The sequence below is a fragment of the Neorhizobium turbinariae genome (assembly GCF_023223505.1).
Lineage (GTDB): Bacteria > Pseudomonadota > Alphaproteobacteria > Rhizobiales > Rhizobiaceae > Neorhizobium > Neorhizobium turbinariae.
Genome location: NZ_JALPRY010000016.1, coordinates 56,088 through 72,251, shown reverse-complemented (window position 1 = coordinate 72,251; position 16,164 = coordinate 56,088). Strand labels below are relative to the sequence as shown.

Annotated in this window: 18 protein-coding genes; 9 read left to right on the top strand and 9 right to left on the bottom strand. The window is 62.5% G+C overall.

From position 1 onward, the window contains the following. Positions 1 to 33: 33 nt before the first annotated feature. A complete protein-coding gene (gene rpmB / locus M0654_RS14695) occupies positions 34 to 330 on the bottom strand; it encodes a 50S ribosomal protein L28 (protein WP_118851649.1) in 297 nt (98 codons plus the stop codon). A gap of 248 nt (positions 331 to 578) precedes the next feature. Here rpmB and M0654_RS14690 point away from each other — a divergent pair, with 248 nt between their 5' ends. Continuing rightward, positions 579 to 1,352: a DUF3108 domain-containing protein gene (locus M0654_RS14690; protein ID WP_248683765.1), complete on the top strand. Its 774-nt coding sequence runs from the start codon at positions 579 to 581 to the stop codon at positions 1,350 to 1,352. Positions 1,353 to 1,382: 30 nt separating this feature from the next. Continuing rightward, the gene (gene yddG, locus M0654_RS14685; protein WP_248683764.1) at positions 1,383 to 2,267 is read left to right on the top strand and encodes an aromatic amino acid exporter YddG; all 885 of its coding nucleotides are present in this window, start codon (positions 1,383 to 1,385) and stop codon (positions 2,265 to 2,267) included. Here yddG and M0654_RS14680 read toward each other — a convergent pair whose 3' ends face one another. Both M0654_RS14680 and gloB read right to left on the bottom strand, forming a co-directional pair. Continuing rightward, a complete protein-coding gene (locus tag M0654_RS14680; RefSeq protein ID WP_248683763.1) occupies positions 2,268 to 2,687 on the bottom strand; it encodes a cupin domain-containing protein in 420 nt (139 codons plus the stop codon). Between the two features lies 1 nt (position 2,688). After that, complete coding sequence (gene gloB, locus M0654_RS14675) at positions 2,689 to 3,459, bottom strand: hydroxyacylglutathione hydrolase (protein WP_118850772.1); 771 nt, start codon at positions 3,457 to 3,459, stop codon at positions 2,689 to 2,691. A 79-nt stretch (positions 3,460 to 3,538) separates the two neighbouring features. On the opposite strand from gloB, the gene M0654_RS14670 reads away from it, so the two are divergent. From M0654_RS14670 to M0654_RS14660, 3 genes are all read left to right on the top strand, one after another. Beyond that, a complete protein-coding gene (locus tag M0654_RS14670) occupies positions 3,539 to 4,279 on the top strand; it encodes a class I SAM-dependent methyltransferase (protein ID WP_248683762.1) in 741 nt (246 codons plus the stop codon). Between the two features lie 87 nt (positions 4,280 to 4,366). Next, a complete protein-coding gene (gene hisC, locus M0654_RS14665) occupies positions 4,367 to 5,476 on the top strand; it encodes a histidinol-phosphate transaminase (RefSeq protein ID WP_118850770.1) in 1,110 nt (369 codons plus the stop codon). Beyond that, complete coding sequence (locus M0654_RS14660; protein WP_248683761.1) at positions 5,473 to 6,402, top strand: prephenate/arogenate dehydrogenase family protein; 930 nt, start codon at positions 5,473 to 5,475, stop codon at positions 6,400 to 6,402. Before hisC ends, M0654_RS14660 begins: the two co-directional genes overlap by 4 nt. Before the next feature lie 6 nt (positions 6,403 to 6,408). Here the strand turns inward: M0654_RS14660 and M0654_RS14655 are convergent, their stop codons facing one another. After that, complete coding sequence (locus M0654_RS14655) at positions 6,409 to 7,413, bottom strand: DUF2125 domain-containing protein (RefSeq protein WP_248683760.1); 1,005 nt, start codon at positions 7,411 to 7,413, stop codon at positions 6,409 to 6,411. Positions 7,414 to 7,424: 11 nt separating this feature from the next. On the opposite strand from M0654_RS14655, the gene M0654_RS14650 reads away from it, so the two are divergent. Further along, positions 7,425 to 7,991 carry a gamma-glutamylcyclotransferase gene (locus M0654_RS14650; protein WP_248683759.1) on the top strand — a complete coding sequence of 189 codons (567 nt, stop codon included), beginning with the start codon at positions 7,425 to 7,427 and terminating at the stop codon, positions 7,989 to 7,991. Here M0654_RS14650 and M0654_RS14645 read toward each other — a convergent pair. The 4 genes from M0654_RS14645 to ftsE form a co-directional block, all read right to left on the bottom strand. After that, positions 7,988 to 8,779 (bottom strand): lysophospholipid acyltransferase family protein, encoded by a 792-nt coding sequence (locus M0654_RS14645; protein ID WP_118850768.1) that lies wholly within the window; start codon positions 8,777 to 8,779, stop codon positions 7,988 to 7,990. The two genes, M0654_RS14650 and M0654_RS14645, sit on opposite strands and share 4 nt — an antisense overlap. Before the next feature lie 90 nt (positions 8,780 to 8,869). Beyond that, positions 8,870 to 9,586, bottom strand: coding sequence for a YdcF family protein (locus M0654_RS14640; RefSeq protein WP_248683758.1), 717 nt, complete (start codon positions 9,584 to 9,586; stop codon positions 8,870 to 8,872). 63 nt (positions 9,587 to 9,649) lie between these two features. After that, a complete protein-coding gene (locus tag M0654_RS14635) occupies positions 9,650 to 10,600 on the bottom strand; it encodes a cell division protein FtsX (RefSeq protein WP_248683906.1) in 951 nt (316 codons plus the stop codon). A 97-nt stretch (positions 10,601 to 10,697) separates the two neighbouring features. After that, a complete protein-coding gene (gene ftsE / locus M0654_RS14630) occupies positions 10,698 to 11,357 on the bottom strand; it encodes a cell division ATP-binding protein FtsE (RefSeq protein WP_118850765.1) in 660 nt (219 codons plus the stop codon). A 203-nt stretch (positions 11,358 to 11,560) separates the two neighbouring features. On the opposite strand from ftsE, the gene M0654_RS14625 reads away from it, so the two are divergent. The 3 genes from M0654_RS14625 (at position 11,561) to M0654_RS14615 (ending at position 13,312) form a co-directional block, all read left to right on the top strand. After that, on the top strand, positions 11,561 to 12,217 hold the full coding sequence (locus tag M0654_RS14625; protein WP_248683757.1) for a DUF3426 domain-containing protein: 657 nt from the start codon (positions 11,561 to 11,563) through the stop codon (positions 12,215 to 12,217). A gap of 62 nt (positions 12,218 to 12,279) precedes the next feature. Continuing rightward, the gene (gene hpt / locus M0654_RS14620) at positions 12,280 to 12,822 is read left to right on the top strand and encodes a hypoxanthine phosphoribosyltransferase (protein ID WP_118850763.1); all 543 of its coding nucleotides are present in this window, start codon (positions 12,280 to 12,282) and stop codon (positions 12,820 to 12,822) included. Between the two features lie 112 nt (positions 12,823 to 12,934). Further along, positions 12,935 to 13,312 (top strand): response regulator, encoded by a 378-nt coding sequence (locus M0654_RS14615; protein ID WP_118850762.1) that lies wholly within the window; start codon positions 12,935 to 12,937, stop codon positions 13,310 to 13,312. Positions 13,313 to 13,432: 120 nt separating this feature from the next. Here M0654_RS14615 and M0654_RS14610 read toward each other — a convergent pair whose 3' ends face one another. After that, a complete protein-coding gene (locus M0654_RS14610) occupies positions 13,433 to 16,117 on the bottom strand; it encodes a TIGR02302 family protein (RefSeq protein WP_248683756.1) in 2,685 nt (894 codons plus the stop codon). Positions 16,118 to 16,164 lie beyond the last annotated feature (47 nt).

Below are 16,164 nucleotides of genomic sequence, written 5' to 3'. Positions count from 1 at the left end.
AGCCTTCCCCAAAGCCAATGATGTGTTTGCCGATTAGGCAGCTGCAGCTTCTGCAGTCTTCTTCGCGATCTGGCGGCGCAGAAGGCGGGCGCGCATCGACAGGTCGTTCTCGTTCGACTTGAGCAGGAATGCGTCAAGGCCGCCACGGTGTTCAACCGAACGCAGGGCGTGTGCGGAAACGCGCAGACGGAAGCGCTGGCCGAGGGCGTCGGAGATCAGCGTGACCTGGCAGAGGTTCGGCAGGAACCGGCGGCGGGTCTTGTTGTTGGCGTGGCTTACGTTGTTGCCGGTCTGGATGCCCTTGCCGGTCAGTTCGCACACACGAGACATGGATTCACCTTTGTTCTTCTGCAATCGGATGGTCCTTCCAGGCAATGCCCGGTGCCCGATCCAACTGGTCCTGATTGGAAAGTTGCGGTTCTATAGTCAGTGAGACCCGGCGCGTCAAGCCAAAACCTCGTTTTCCGGTGAAGAGATTCCGGCCGGCAGCGCCGCGTAGCGCTATTTTCTTGCCATTATGCACCGTCTATATGTCCGCAGGAAGACGCCTGTCGCGACTCCGCAGCCCGGATGGAATCATGAAATTCAAAGGCCGTTTCGTTGCCGCGCTCCTGCTTCTGCCTGCCCTGGTGGCCACGCCGCTAGGTTCGGCGGAAGTTCGCCACGTCAGTGAATACGATATCAGCCTCGGCATCCTGCCGATCGCGAAAGCCTCGTTTTCGAGCGAGTTCGGCGATCGTGACTACAAGATCAACGGGACGTTCCGGTCTGCCGGCATCGCCAACCTGATCAGCAAGGTTTCGGCCGAAACCAGCGTGAGCGGCCGGATGCAGGCCGACAAGCTGCAGGCGGACCAATATCACCTGGTCTATAGCTCCGGGCGGCGTACGCGCGTCTACCAGGTGCAGTACCGCAACGGCAATGTGACGCGAACGACCATCCAGCCGGAGCCGACGCGCAACCCGAAGAACTGGGTGCCGGTGACGGATAAGGACCTGCGCGCGGTGCTTGATCCGTTGAGTGGCCTGGTTTTTCCGGCAAGCGCCAAGGTCTGCCCGAGCCGGCTGCCGATCTATGACGGCGAGTCGCGCATGGACCTGGTGCTGACACCGAAGGGTACGAAGCAGTTCTCCACCGCAGGCTTCAAGGGCGAGGCGATCGTCTGCTCCATCCGCTACCAGCCGAAATCCGGTTATCGGCGTGGCCGCAGCGACATCGAATACCTGAGCAGGACGCCGATGGAGATCTGGTTTGCCAAGGCCCAGTCGGCAAATGTATATGCTCCCGTTTATGCGGTGATCCCAACGAGGATGGGGCCGGTTTACGTGACAGCCGTCCGGTACGGCGGCTGAAGGCACGGATGGGTGCCTGAGGAGGCAGGGGTGAAAATTCGCGGCACGTTGATTGGCTTCACGGCCATCTTGATGTGGTCATTGCTTGCCTTAATGACGGCTGCCTCCGGCAAGGTCCCGCCGTTCCAGATGAACGCCATGACCTTTGCGATCGGCAGCCTGCCGGGGCTCATCCTGTTTACTATCAGGCCGCAGCGCATCGCGCTCCTGAAACAGCCGGCAAAAGTATGGATCACCGGCATCGGCGGGTTGTTCGGCTATCATTTCCTGTATTTCACGGCGCTGCGAAATGCGCCGGCGGTGGAGGCGGGCCTGATCGCCTATCTCTGGCCGCTCCTCATCGTGGTCGGTTCGGCTCTCCTGCCGGGCGAACGGCTGCGCTGGTATCATGTGGCGGGCGCGCTGGCGGGGCTATTTGGCACCATCGCAATCGTATCCCGCAACGGGCTTTCTTTCGACAGCGCCTATACGCTGGGTTACGGCGCGGCCTTCCTCTGCGCCTTCACATGGTCCGGTTATTCGCTGATGACCCGCAGCTTTGAGCGCGTTTCGACGGATGTGGTGACGGGCTTTTGCCTTGCCACCTCGCTTCTTTCGCTCGTCTGCCACCTGGCGCTGGAGACCACCGTCTGGCCGGCAAGTGGTGCGGAATGGGTGGCCGTGGCAGGGCTTGGTCTGCTGCCCGTCGGTGCCGCCTTCTATGCCTGGGACTACGGGGTAAAGAACGGCGATATCCAGATCATCGGTGCGGCGAGTTATGCAGCACCGCTGCTTTCGACCCTCATTCTTGTGGCTTCAGGATTTGCGCAGGCCGACTGGCGGATCCTGGTCGCATGCCTGCTCATCACGGGTGGTGCCGTGCTTGCGGCACGCGACATGCTGCGTCCTGCGAAAGCTGAACGCCAGCCTGCCTGATCAGCCTTCGGGCTGCCAGTCCGGCGGCGCCATTTCAAAGCTGTTGAAGTCGAAGCCAGGCGCCACCGTGCAGCCTACCAGCGTGAATGCGCCAAGCGGTTCGGCCGACTGCCACACGTTGGCCGGCACGATTGCCTGCGGCCGCTCGCCCTCCGCGAGGCTTATGCCAAGCGTCACGCTTTCGCTTGTCTTGCCATCAGATGTCTTCAGCAGCAGCGGATCGCCGGCATAGAAGTGCCAGACTTCGGTGGCATCGCGCACGCGGTGCCAGTGCGATCTGTCGCCCTTCTCGAGCAGGTAATAGATCGCCGTCGAATGGCCGCGGGCGCCGCCGTTGTCGTCGCGAAAGGTTTCGACATACCAGCCGCCTTCGGGATGGCGTTGCATGCCGAGCGTTTGGATAATCTCCTGTGCGTCCACCTTAGAAGTTGTCCTTGCGCTTGCGGATCTCGGCAAAGACCTCCTCGTTGGTCTTGCTTTCCATCACGAGGTTGCGGCGGATGGAAGGATCGGCGGCGCGCAGGAAGGGGTTGGTTTCCTTCTCGAGGCCCATCATGGTCGGGATGGTGAACTCGTTGGCAGCGCGCTTGGCTTCGATTTCCGCAACACGCGTCTTCAGGCGCTGGTTGTCCGGATCGATGGTCAGCGCAAACCGGGCGTTGGAGAGCGTGTATTCGTGGCCGAAATAGATGGCCGTCTCATCCGGCAGCACGGCAAGCTTCTGGAGTGAGTGCCACATATCGGCCGCCGGCCGCTCAAACAGGCGTCCGCAGCCCAGCGCGAAGAGTGTGTCGGCTGCAAACAGGATCTTGTCGTCGGGGAAGTGGTAGCAGATGTGGCCAGCGGTATGGCCCGGCGTTTCCAACACGCGTACCACATGCTCACCGAACAGGAACTCGTCGCCATCCGCCATCGTGCGGTCGAGGCCCGGAATCGCAACTGCTTCGTTCACCGGCCCGATGATCTCCAGGCCAAATTTTTCCTTCAGCGCGAGGTTCGCCTCGACGTGGTCACCGTGGTGGTGGGTCGTGAAGATGTGGGTGATCTTCCAACCGCGACGGGCGGCCGCATCCAGGATCGGTTGCTCTTCCGGTGCGTCGATCGAAGCCGTCAGCCCGCTTTCCGGATCATGAACCAAGACGCCATAGTTATCGCTTCGGCAGGAGAAAACTTCCAGTTCAAGCGGTTTCACAACATCGCCCCTATTGCTCAAATTGCTTTTGAGAACAATGTAGACCCTGAGTGTCCGAAGTCCAACCAGTCCTGTGTAGATGTCAGTCGATATCGTCGATCTCCGCGAATTCTATTATTCTCCCCTCGGCCGCCTCGCCGAGGAATCGATCGGCGTGGCGCTGTCGAACCTGTGGGCACGGCTGCCGGAGGAACGGCTGGTGGGGCTGGGTTACGCGGTGCCTTATCTCGACCGCTTCCGCGCCGATACCGAACGCACCTTCGCCTTCATGCCGGCCGGGCAGGGGGCGGTGAACTGGCCGGTGGGAGAACTCTCCTCCACGGCACTCGTCTTCGATGAAGAGCTGCCGCTGCCGGATTCATCGATCGACCGCATCCTGATGGTACATTCCCTGGAATTTGCCGAGAGCCCCAGCGAAACGTTGAAGGAGATCTGGCGGGTGCTGGCGCCGGGCGGTCGCCTGGTGATCGTGGTGCCGAACCGCCGCGGGGTCTGGGCGCGGATGGAGCACACGCCCTTCGGTTCGGGTCGGCCTTATTCGCGCGGCCAGCTGACCTCGCTGCTGCGCGAAACCAATTTCACCCCGAGCGCCAGTGCAGAGGCGCTGTTTTTCCCGCCGTCCAAGAACCGGGCCGTGCTGAAACTGCGCCACGCTTTCGAGCGCATGGGCAAGCGTTTCTGGCCGGTTTTTTCGGGCGTGCTCATCATCGAGGCGCAGAAGCGGCTTTACCAGGGGCTGCCGGTGGCGGCGCGCGCATCACGGCGTGTCTTCGTGCCGGTGCTTGCGCCACGCGGCGTGCCCACGACACGCACGCGGTAGCGGCTGCGGGATCCTCTCGACAAAGGCGGCTTTCGGCTTTAATCCGACTGGATTATCGCACAAGCCCTTCCGGTAAAGGTTGATCCCATGAACATCGTCAGCAGTGAGCCCGTTCCGCGTCCAGGCATTCTGGATATTGCCGCCTATGTGCCCGGCAAGGAACATGCTCCCGGCGTGGCGAGGGTGTTCAAGCTCTCGTCCAACGAAACGCCGCTTGGTGCAAGCCCGAAGGCGATCGACGCATTCCGCCAGTCTGCCGGCAACCTGGAAATCTATCCGGATGGCCAGGCCACCATGCTGCGCGAGGCAATCGCCTCCGTCCACGGCCTCAACGCTGCAAACATCATGTGCGGCAACGGCTCGGACGAACTGCTTGGCCTGCTCTGCCATGTCTACCTCGGCCCCGGCGACGAAGCGATCATCACCGAGCACGGCTTCCTGGTCTACAAGATCCAGATCATGGGTTCGGGCGCCAAGCCGGTGGAAGTGAAGGAAAAGGACTTCACCGTTGATGTCGACGCGATCCTCGCGGCCGTGACCGACAAGACCCGCATGGTTTTCATCGCCAATCCGGGCAATCCGACAGGCACCTACGTGCCGGCGTCGGAAATCCGCCGTCTGCATGCGGGGCTGCCGAAGAACGTCATTTTGGTGCTCGATGCCGCTTACGCGGAATACGTCAGGAAGAACGACTATGAAGCTGGCATCGAGATCGTCTCGTCGGCCAAGAACGTCGTGATGACGCGCACCTTCTCCAAGGTTTATGGCCTTGCGGCGCTGCGCATCGGCTGGATGTACGGCCCGACCGGCATCCTCGATGCGCTGAACCGCGTGCGTGGCCCGTTCAACATGAACGCGCCGGCTATTTCCGCTGGTGCCGCGGCGATCCGCGACCAGGCATTCGTGCAGCAGTCCGTGGAGCACAACGCGCTCTGGCTCGACAAGCTGACCCAGGCCTTCACCTCCTTCGGCCTGAAGGTGACGCCGTCGGTGACCAACTTCGTTCTCATCCACTTCCCGGATGTCGACGGCAAGCGGGCGCCGGATGCCGATGAATTCCTCACGAGCCGCGGTTACATCCTGCGTGCCGTGAAGGGTTACGGCCTGCCGAACGCGCTGCGCATGACGATCGGTTCGGAAGAAGCCAATCGCGGCGTCATCGAAGCGCTGGGCGAGTTCATGAGCAAGGGCGCATGAACACCGTACATTTCGATCGCATCGCACTGATCGGCATCGGCCTGATCGGTTCCTCGATCGCCCGTGACGTGCGGGCGCTGGGCCTGGCGCGGGACGTGGTGATCTCGACCCGCAGCACGGACACGCTGAAGCGTGCCGAAGAACTGGAACTCGGGACCCATTACGAGCCCTCGGCTGCCGAGGCGGTGCGCGATGCCGATCTCGTCATCGTTTCGGTGCCGGTCGGCGCCTCTGGTGCCGTGGCCGAGCAAATCGCGGGCAACCTGAAGTCCGGCGCCATCGTCACCGATGTCGGCTCCACCAAGGCGTCGGTCATCGCGCAGATGGCGCCGCACATGCCGAGCCATGTGCATTTCATTCCGGGCCATCCACTTGCCGGTACGGAAAAATCCGGCCCGGACGCCGGGTTTGCCGGGCTGTTTAAGGATCGCTGGTGCATCTTCACGCCGCTGCCGGATACCGACCAGGTGGCGCTCGACCGGCTGAAGGCATTCTGGACCGCACTCGGCTCGCGGATCGACGAGATGGACCCGCAGCACCATGACAAGGTGCTCGCCATCGTTTCGCACCTGCCGCACATCATTGCCTACAATATCGTCGGCACGGCAGATGATCTCGAAACGGTCACCGAGTCGGAAGTCATCAAATATTCCGCCTCCGGTTTTCGCGACTTCACGCGCCTTGCCGCCTCCGACCCGACCATGTGGCGCGACGTCTGCCTGCACAACAAGGATGCGATCCTTGAAATGCTGGCGCGCTTCTCGGAGGATCTCGCCTATCTACAGCGAGCAATCCGGTGGGGTGAGGGCGACAAGCTGTTTGAGCTCTTTACCCGCACCCGCGCCATTCGCCGCTCGATCGTCCAGGCGGGCCAGGATGTCGACGCGCCGGACTTCGGCCGGCATGCGCTCGAGGTCAAGAAATAGCGCAGATCAGATCGGCGGGATCTCGCCGATCTGGATGAAGCCGCCCGCGAACACCTTGCCGCGCTTGATGCTGAGGTCGAGCGAGGCATTCTTGCCGCCACCGAGCGCCGACAGCATGTTACCGGCCGTGCCGAGCATCGGTGCGATCTGCGGAAAGGCTTCGCTCAAACTGTCGCGCCAGGCGTCGATCTGCTCGATCCTGAGCTTCAGGCGGCCCGAGAGGTACCCGTCTTCGTCAAACGAGAAGGGGCCACTGATGGAGATGACCTTGCCGTCGCCCATGTCGGCGGACAGCGTGCGCATCTGGCCCTCGGTTCCATAAAGCGCAAGGCCGTTCCGGTCGCTGCCGTCGATCATGCCGGCGCGATTGATGAGTGTCACGTCCAGGTTGGCGGTGAGGCGCGGCAGGAGTTGCGGCATGTCCTTCACCATCAGGTCCGTGTCCTGCAGGCTGACGGCGGCATCAAGATCATTGCCGTTCTGCCGCAGATGGATCTCCGTGTGCCCGGCGGCAAGGTTGAAGGTCTGGCCGGTGGCGGACGAGGTGATGCTGGTCCTTGCCCCGTCGATGACGGTCGAGGTGCGCTCGACGCCACGCAGCTTGGCGATCAGGCTCGACTGGAAGTTTTCCCAGGTAGTGGAAAGGGCAAGCCCATGCCCGGTACGCACTTCCACCGGCGAATCCAGTTCCCACACGATATGCCCGGGATCATAGACCTGGGCCGCCGAGCGCAGCGAGCCGAAGGTGGCGGAAATGCCGTTCTGGCGGTCATCCACCGAAACCTTCGAGCAGAACAGGCCGATGCGGAACGGGTAGCCGCGATATTCCGCATCGTCGCAGGTCGCCGAGATGCCACGCTGCTCCTGGCTGCCCAGGAGCGCCAGTGTCTTTTCGCGCAGGAGTGACGCGGCATAAAACCAGCCGGCGGTGTAAAGCGCGATGACAAGGACGATGCCACTGGCAAGCAGCCACAGTTTACCGCTGACGCCGGTTCGGCTTGACGCTGCCATGATGTTCTCCAATGGTGGCTTCGATTCTCGATGACGGCTTAGCGAGCGATATGAACGAATTCTGGGTGTTTGGCTATGGTTCCCTGATGTGGAATCCGGGTTTCGCGTTTGAGGAAAGGGCCCATGCGCGGGCCTTCGGTTTTCGTCGATCCCTGTGCGTGCGATCCTATGTTCACCGCGGAACGCCGGAGCAGCCTGGGCTGGTCTTGGGGCTCGATCGTGGCGGTTCGTGCCGCGGCGTTGCCTTCCGTGTGAACGAGCGGGACCGGGAAGAGGTTCTCGATTATTTGCGGCGCCGCGAGCTCGTCACCAACGTCTACAAGGAGAAGCTCCTGCCGCTGACGCTGACCGACGGTCGGCAGGTGCGGGCGGTCGGTTACGTCGTCGATCGCGAGCATGTGCAATATGCCGGCGCTTTGTCGATCGAGGATGCCGCGCTCACCGTGCGTTCGTCTGCGGGCCAATCCGGCCCGAACGACGCCTATGTCTTCAACACGCTCGCGCATCTGAAGCAGATGGGCATTCGGGATCTTTGGCTGGAAAGCGTCGGCCAGGCGGTCGCGGCGCCTGCGGCTTAAGTCGTTGCCTGCGCCTTCAGTTCGGCAAGGCGCTTGGCTGCCGTCGGCGGCAGCGGAAGATGCGGATTGGCTTCGACCGTTTCCACCAGCAGCCTGTCGCTTTCGGTCTCAAGCGTCTCGATCAGCTTTGCGTAGAATTCATCCGGATCGAGCCCCGGCTGGATCGGCGGCAGGATGCGCACCTTGAAGTGGCCGGGATACTTCACGAGCTTGCGTCGGCCCCAGAACAGGCCCCAATGCGCAACGACGGGCACCACGGGCACCTGGACGTCACGATAGATGCGCGCGATGCCGTAGCGATAGGCAGGCTCGGCGCCAGGAGCCCGGCGCGTGCCTTCCGGATAGATGATGAGCTGGCGCCCGTCGTTCATCTCCTCCTTGGTGCGGTTCATGACTTCCACCATGACCTTGCCGCGCGCGCCGCGGTTCACCGGGATCATCTTCTGCTTCGCGACATACCAGCCGAACAACGGGATCCACATCAGTTCGCGCTTGAGGATGTAGACCGGGTCGCGCTGGTAGGGGAGAAGCGCGAACGTGTCCCATGCGGACTGGTGCTTCGGCGCGAAGATGCAGCCTTCATCCGGGATGTTCTCCATGCCTTCGATCTCGAAGGTCGCGCCGACGATCTTGGCCATCAACCAGCTGTTGGACGACGCCCAGGCCTTGGGGATGCGGTAGGCGGCTTTGCGCGGCAACAGGAAATAGATCGGCGAAAGCACGATCATCCGGATGATGGTGTTGGCGTAAAAGGCGATATTGAAGAGAACCGAACGCAGCAGCAGCATGAACAGGAAATCCTTCTGTTCAGGCGTGCCTACACGAGAACAGGTTGTGAAAAAAGCGTCTTTCGATGTCTAGAGAAGCGCCGGTGGCGCTTAGCTCTTGTGCTTGGCAGCAGCGCTTTCCTCGGTCCTGAGCCCGGTACCGCGCTCAATGCCAAGCCAGTCGCGGATCGTCGTCAGGACCACCTTGCCGTATTCCGACAACATGGTGCGTACCACGTCCGGCTCGGTGAACCAGGCTTTCCGCGTCAGGTCCGAGTTGATGACCGGGTAAGGGATGAACTCGGTGTTCGGGTCCGAGCGCCGCAGTTCATGCAGGCTGCGCGGCATGTGGTAGTTGTTGGTCACCACCAGCACAGACTTGTAGCCGTGGTCGTGGATCCAGCGGCTGATTTCGCTGGCATTGCCGATCGTGTCGATCGCGTCGTAGCCGATGTCGACGCAGCAGGCGAAGAGGTCGGACGAGGCCTGCGTTGCCTTGCGGATCTGGTTCGGCGTCGTGGACGGATGGGCGCCGGAGATCAGCAACCGCTGGCCAGATCCGTCGCGCAGCAGGCCAAGCGCCTGCTCGATGCGCAGGTAGCCGCCGGTGAGCACGACGATTGCATCGGCCTTCACGCCATCGGGTGCCTTCAGCGAGGTCACCGAATCAGCAAACCACAGGAAGCCGCCGAACAACATGGCAACGAAGACGATCGAGGCCATGATGATGCGGCGCGCGGTCCAGCGCAGCCAGCCCCTGCGGGAAAACAGGCCCGGCCGCTTGCGGGGCGGTGCTCCGTTATCTGGTGTCGTCTGGGCCGTAGTCATCACTATCCATGAGAGGAGATTCGTGCGCGAACAGCCCCAAGTTATAGCCCGAGGTGCATGGGTTCAAGGAGCGGGCAGCCCATCGGTACGGGCAGGGTCGGATCGGATGAGGTCGATTTCGTTGATCGTCCGCATCACCGTGAAGCGGGCGGTGAGCGTCGTGAGCAGCGCGATCACGCCGATCGTGGCGATGATGCCGAGGTAGCCGGTGACGCCGATCGTGAAGGTTCCGAAGAGCGCCGTCGCCTGGTCACTTTCGGGTGTTGCGAGCGAATTCGCCTGCCAGACATTGGCAATCGCAAAAAGGGCGGCCGCCAACGCGCCACCGGCCGCCGAACCCTTGATGCTGATCTTCAGGAAGTGTTTCTGGAATTCGCCCGCCACGAACGAGCTTTCGGCACCCACGAAATGCAGCACCTCAACGATATGCCGGTTGCCGGACAGCGCACCGCGGGTGGCGAAGATCACCGTCAGGACCATCGCCGTGAAGACGAGAACAAGCACGCCGGTGCCGATCAGCACCGTCGTGTGGGCCATGGAAACCAACCGGTCGACCCAGGTGCGATGGTCGTCGAGGAAGGCCTGCGGCACTTCGGCCTTCAGGAGATCGCGCATTGCAGCGAAATCGGGCGGGTTCTGCTCATCAATCGTGATGATGACGAGGCGCGGCACGGGAAGATCATCGAGGTTCAGCCCGGCGCCGAGCCACGGTTCGAGAAGACGTGCCGTGGCGCTGTCATCCATGATTGTGCCTTCGCGGGTGCCGACGAAGGTGAGCGCCAGTTCGCGCGCCTTCTTCAGCGCCGCATCCATGTCAAGACCTTCTTCCGGCCTGATCTGGATGGTGATTTCGCGGGAAATCTGGCTCTGCCAGCTGGAAGCGGTGGCGCGCACCATGCTGACCGCACCGAGCGTGAGGCAGGCAAGAAAGGCCATGATGGCGATCACCACCATCAGCGCATTGCCCTGGATGTTTGACGGCGGCAGGATGGGTGCGGTCGGGCGCACCCGCATCTCCGTGCGTCGCGGCTGTTGCGGCGCGGCCTGAGATTGGGTCGTTGCCGGCTGCTCCGGTTGCCGCGCTGCCGCTGGCCGTTTGGGGCGAAGGGCCTTATTCATAGATATCGAGCCGCCCTTCGGTGAGGATCATCCGCCGGGCGTTGACCTGGTCCATCAGCCCGAGATCGTGGGTTGCGATCACCACGGCGGTACCGAGCCGGTTGAGCTCGAGGAACAGGTTGAGCAGCCGCCGTGCCATCGGCGGGTCGACATTGCCGGTCGGCTCGTCTGCAAGGAGAATTTCCGGCCGGTCCATCAGCGCACGCGCAATCGCGGCGCGCTGCTTCTCCCCACCCGAAAGCACCGGCGGCAGCACATTGATGCGCTCACCGAGCCCCACCCATTTCAGAAGCTCGATGACGTCGCTGCGGTAGGAGCTTTCATCCTTGCCCCTGACGCGCAACGGCAGCGCCACGTTCTCGTAGGTTGTCAGGTGTTCGAGCAGGCGGAAATCCTGAAAGACGATTCCGACGCGTCGGCGCAGCATCGGCAGCTCGTTGCTCGGGATCTGCGAGAGGTCGCGGCCGAACATGCGGATGATGCCGCGCGTTGGGCTCAGCGACATGAACAGCAGGCGCAGCAACGTCGTTTTTCCCGCACCCGACGGGCCGGTCAGGAACTGGAACGAACGCTTGGGGATGTCGAATGTCATGTCCCGGAGAATTTCCGGGCCCATCCCATAGCGCAGACCGACATTTTCGAAATGAATCAACGGATGACGCAGTCCCGGCTCTGGAAGACTCTGATGATCGTTATCTCTTAACGACGCGGGTAAACGGACGGTAAATCAGCCGCTGAAACAGGCGTTTTTCAGGCCATGTTTCCGGAGCATTAACCATTTCCATTTACGACTGGGCGGGATTCGTTGCAATGCCCGCTCCACCTTTAGGTTGTTGCGGGCCGAAGAGGGCCCCGATGAGCACCTTTCGCACCCAGCAAGCCAAGAACGTGATCCGGATGGACATCCTGCCGCCGGATGCCGTTGGCAGATCCCGGCGCAGCGGTTCGCGCCGGGGCGAGGTTGTCGACGCGCAATTCGTGACTGTGCGGGACCCACGGGCGCCGCAGCCGCATACCTCCCACAATGACAACCGGCGCGCAGGCGAGGCGCGGCAGGTCCAGAAGGACAAGGTGAAGCCGAACCGTGTCCACGCCGTCGAAAAGGCTTTGATGGGAATGCCGGCGGATCTGTTCTCCGCGGTCGTGGCATTTGTCTTCGTCGTGGTCTTTGCCGCGGCAGGCGGCTTCTCGTTCCTGTTCAACGGTTCCTCCGCACCCGCGGAGACCCCGGCGCTCAACATCGCCCATGTGACGATGACACCCCAGGATGCCGGCGGCATGAAGGTGCTCCTGATCAACGGGGTCATCGAAAACCGCAGCGAGGGCAGCCAGAAGATGCCCGCAATCCGCGCCGAACTCCTGTCTGGGGAAAAGCTGCTGACGACGACGCTGATCTCGCCGCCGGCCACCGCCATTGCAGGCGGTCATAGCCGCGGATTTTCGGCTCGGGTGCCGCAGCCTGGGGGAAAACTGCCTGATCTGAGGCTCAGCTTCGCAGAACAGGGCGTCTGAGGCTTTCTCTTCTTCCCCCGATTGTGGTATCGCCGCATTTTACGGACACGCAGGAGAACCTCATGCCCGTCGTGCGCGGCAAAATCATCGAGCCGCTTTATACTGCCGAGCAGATTGCGGAGCGCAATCGTGACATCGCGTCGAAGATTGCGCAGGGCCCGACCAAGGACCTGCTGGTCATCGCGATCCTCAAGGGCTCGTTCATCTTCGCGGCCGACCTGATCCGTGCGCTGCACGACGTGGGCCTTGCCCCCGAGGTCGAGTTCATCACGCTTTCCAGCTACGGCACCGGAACGGTGTCCCAGGGGGTGCGCATCGTCAAGGATATCGACAGCGACGTGAAGGATCGCGACGTGCTGCTGATCGACGACATCCTCGAATCCGGCCGCACGCTGAAGTTCGCCAAGGAGATGCTCTACGAGCGTGGCGCCCGCCATGTGTCGATCGCCGTGCTGCTGGACAAGAGCGTCAAGCGCAAGGAAGAGCTCGAGGCAGACTATGTCGGCTTTGAATGCCCGGACTATTTCGTGGTCGGCTACGGCATGGATGTGGCCTACGCATTCCGCGAGTTGCCCTTCGTCGGTGTCGTCACGGGCGATGCCTAGCCTGCATACCAGCCGTTAACCATCAGCGGCTGTTCGAGGATCTGTTTACGCCTCGAAAAGGAAACTCTGGTCAGTTGCTCCCAACACGAACAGGGCAGGGAGCAAGATCGCCATGGCAAAAATCCTGATCACCGAAGATGAGGATTCGCTGCGCATGTTCGTAGCACGGGCGTTGCGGCTGGACGGCCACGAGACGCGCGAAGCGGGTGACGGTGCCGAAGGCCTGGAAAGGCTCGAGGAAGAGCAGTTCGACCTCTTGCTGTCCGACATCCGCATGCCGGTGATGGACGGTATCGAACTGGCACACCAGGCGTCCAACCGATTCCCGGACCTCAAGATCCTGCTGATGACGGGCTATGCGGAACAGCGCGAACGCGCCGAGGACCTGTCCGCCAAGATCATCGATGTGGTGCAGAAGCCGTTCGCCCTTCCTGATATTCGCCGTGCGGTCGCGTCCGCTTTGGCGCAGACCGATTCGCAGGCCGCTTGATGACTTGCCGGGTCGGGATGTCCTGACCGGCTCACTTGCAATTTCTGGAATTAGCTTCAGCTAAGTCATGGAATTTATGGGTGAGGCGGCAGCGATTGCGGGTCTCCGCCACCTGCAACCTCACCGGATCTCCAGCAGCCGTTCCAGATACTGTCGCTCGGCGTCGCCCGACAAAGCATTGCCGAGCTTTTCGCGGATCGCTTCCAGGATCTCGCGTGCCCGCTGCACGTCGATCTCGTCGGGCACCTTCACCTGGTCGCCGAAATCCGGACCGGATGTCGACCGCGGCCGGCCGAGCGGATCGCGGCCATTCTGGCCACCTTGCGAGGTCATGTCCTCGCCCTGGCCGTCACGACCCTGGCCGGGTTGGCCCTGCCCCTGCTGCATGGCCTGCATCATCTGCTGCATCATGTTCTGGGCACCCTGGCGCAGGGCGTTGAGCGCATTTCCCTGGCCCTGCACGGCCTCCTGGCCTTGGCCCTGGCCAAGCGCCTTGCCGGCATTGCCCATCTCACTCTGCGCCTTGCCAAAACCTTCGCCCGGCTGCATGCCGAGCTCCTTCAGGCCCTTTTGCAGCTCTTCCAGCTTCTTGCCGAGGCCTTCCTGCTGGGCGCGGAGGTTCTTCAGTACCTCCCGCAGCTGTTCAGCCGTCATCTGCTCGGTGTTCTGCTGGCCGTCACCCTGCTGGCCCTGCTGGCCCTGTTGTTGCTGGCCCTGCTGTTCGTCGCTCTGATCGCCCTGTTGCGGGTCACCACGCTGCATGCGGTCGCGCAGGGCCTGGTCCAGCTTGAATGTCTGGTCCATCAGCCGCTGCTGTTCCTGCATGATCTCGCCCAGCTTGTCGATCTGCTGGCGCATCTTGCTGGTCTGCTGCTGCCCCTGCTGCTGGCGCTGCGGACGCCCTGCCTGCAGGTTGTTCATCATCCGCTGCAGGTCGTTGAGCATTTGCTGGGCGGCATCACGGTTGCCGGAGCGGGCCAGGTTTTCAATCTGGTCCATCATGTTCTGCAGGTCGCGCTGCCGGATGACGTTCTGTGCCTGCATGTTGTTCGGCGCCATCGGGGCGTTCTGCATCCGCTGGGCAAGCTCGTTCATGAACTGCTGCATTGCCTCACGCAGTTCCTTCATCAACTGGGCAATCTCTTCGTCGGAAGCGTTGCGCTCCAGCGCCTCCGACAGATTCCGTTGCGCGTCGCGCAGGCGCCGTTCGGCGGCGGATAGATCCCCGTCCTCGATGCCGAGAGCGATTCCCCATAGATAGTCGGCCGCCTGCTTCATCTGCTCGTCGTTGCGGGCAAGCTCCATGCGGCCAAGTGCCGAACGGATCAGCAGGAAGTGGCTGAGGTTGGGGATCGTTTCGTCGGGACGCAGGGCGAGCGCCTCGTTGAGCGCAATCGCGCGGGGCATCTGGCGTGTATCGAGCGAGAAGACCTGGCGCTGTTCGGCTACTGCGGCCGCGAGTGGCTCGGAGAAACCGCGGGCCGGAAGGATCATCTCGTGCGAGGGGCTGCGGCCAGTCTGTCCGGCGCCGTCCTTGGCGACAAGCGTGATCTTGACGCGCTTGCCGGCGAGCGGATGCTCGATCAGGCTGCGGCTCGTCAGTCCCTTGACCTCGCGGCCCTTCTGGCGCGGCATGTCCAGCCGGTATTCCGGCAGCGGGTAAAGCGGCTTTGCATCGGCATCGGCGGGGCCAACAGGTTCGATCAGCGCGTGCGCCTCGCGAATGCCGTAGTCGTCCTTGCCGGTGAAGCCGATTTCAAGCGCGCCATTGACCGAACGGCGCGGCTGGCCGTCGAAGGCAATTTCCGGCGGACGGTCAGGAATGATGTCGAAGGTCCAGGTCTGGCCGTTGGCCGTCAGGCTGCCGCTTTCGGCGACGTTCAGGGCATAGGTGCGCGGCGCAAGCGGCTGGTCACCCTGTCGTTCCGTTTGCGGCTGTTGTTGAGCGGCCGGCGCGTTGGCTGCCTGCTGTTCGGCCGCGGCTTCGGCGGCCTTCTTGGCTTCTTCGGTAACCAGCGTTAGCGGATCGCCGCCTTGCTTGGGCTGGAAGACGACTTCTTCACCGCCTTCGCCACCCGTTACACGCACCGTCAAGGCAGAATTCTGCGGAACGGAGAGCGTCCGCACATCGGCATTCGCCTGCTGGCCGGTCAGGAACACCGGCGCCTTGCCGGTATAGGACGGCGGCGTCAGCCAGGCGTCGATGCGCAGGTCCGGGTTGATGCTCGGTGCCGGCGGTGCCGGACGGAAGGCGTCGGCGGTCGACCCACCGCCGTTCGAGAAGGAGTAGCCAAGCGCGACCACGAAAACGAGCGCTGGCACCGCGCGAAGCGCAAAGCGGTCGTGCCTCGCGATATCCGGCTGCGGTAGGCCAGCGTCCAGCGCTGCAATGCGCTCAGCCATGCGGACCTGGTGTTCTTTCCAGAGCGCGCGCGAAAACGGTGTTTCGAAAGCCGGCTGGTCTTCCTGTACAGCCACTGGCTGGTGCGGCAGGTTGTTGCGTTCTTCCAGAAGCCGGTCGGCTTCATCCGGGCTCGGCCAGTGAAGCCGCGTCAGCGGCAGCAGCGAGAACAGGAATGCAAGCCCGAAGCCGCCAACCACCACCCAGCGTACCCAATCGGGCGTGAACCGGAAAATCCCGAACCAGGCGACGGAAAGAAACAGCGCGAGGATGCCGAGCGGTAGCAACAGCCGCGGCATGACGCGTTCGACCGTGAGGACGATCCTTGCAAAGGAGCGCTTCAGCGCAACGCGGCGTGCGAGACCCGGCTGATTCTCAAATGCACCTTTGCGGGCAAGGCTCATGCGATCCGTCTCCGATCGTGGCGGCGCAAACAAACCTTGAAGATAAC

Excerpts from the sequence above, each read along its gene's own strand:
- M0654_RS14650 (WP_248683759.1), top strand. The coding sequence starts at position 7,425 with ATGGTGGCTTCGATTCTCGATGACGGCTTAGCGAGCGATATGAACGAA.
- M0654_RS14645 (WP_118850768.1), bottom strand. The coding sequence starts at position 8,779 with ATGCTGCTGCTGCGTTCGGTTCTCTTCAATATCGCCTTTTACGCCAAC.
- M0654_RS14615 (WP_118850762.1), top strand. The coding sequence starts at position 12,935 with ATGGCAAAAATCCTGATCACCGAAGATGAGGATTCGCTGCGCATGTTC.
- M0654_RS14655 (WP_248683760.1), bottom strand. The coding sequence starts at position 7,413 with ATGGCAGCGTCAAGCCGAACCGGCGTCAGCGGTAAACTGTGGCTGCTT.
- rpmB (WP_118851649.1), bottom strand. The coding sequence starts at position 330 with ATGTCTCGTGTGTGCGAACTGACCGGCAAGGGCATCCAGACCGGCAAC.
- M0654_RS14660 (WP_248683761.1), top strand. The coding sequence starts at position 5,473 with ATGAACACCGTACATTTCGATCGCATCGCACTGATCGGCATCGGCCTG.
- hpt (WP_118850763.1), top strand. The coding sequence starts at position 12,280 with ATGCCCGTCGTGCGCGGCAAAATCATCGAGCCGCTTTATACTGCCGAG.
- hisC (WP_118850770.1), top strand. The coding sequence starts at position 4,367 with ATGAACATCGTCAGCAGTGAGCCCGTTCCGCGTCCAGGCATTCTGGAT.
- M0654_RS14670 (WP_248683762.1), top strand. The coding sequence starts at position 3,539 with ATGTCAGTCGATATCGTCGATCTCCGCGAATTCTATTATTCTCCCCTC.
- M0654_RS14635 (WP_248683906.1), bottom strand. The coding sequence starts at position 10,600 with ATGCGGGTGCGCCCGACCGCACCCATCCTGCCGCCGTCAAACATCCAG.
- M0654_RS14610 (WP_248683756.1), bottom strand. The coding sequence starts at position 16,117 with ATGAGCCTTGCCCGCAAAGGTGCATTTGAGAATCAGCCGGGTCTCGCA.
- M0654_RS14640 (WP_248683758.1), bottom strand. The coding sequence starts at position 9,586 with ATGACTACGGCCCAGACGACACCAGATAACGGAGCACCGCCCCGCAAG.
- M0654_RS14625 (WP_248683757.1), top strand. The coding sequence starts at position 11,561 with ATGAGCACCTTTCGCACCCAGCAAGCCAAGAACGTGATCCGGATGGAC.
- M0654_RS14690 (WP_248683765.1), top strand. The coding sequence starts at position 579 with ATGAAATTCAAAGGCCGTTTCGTTGCCGCGCTCCTGCTTCTGCCTGCC.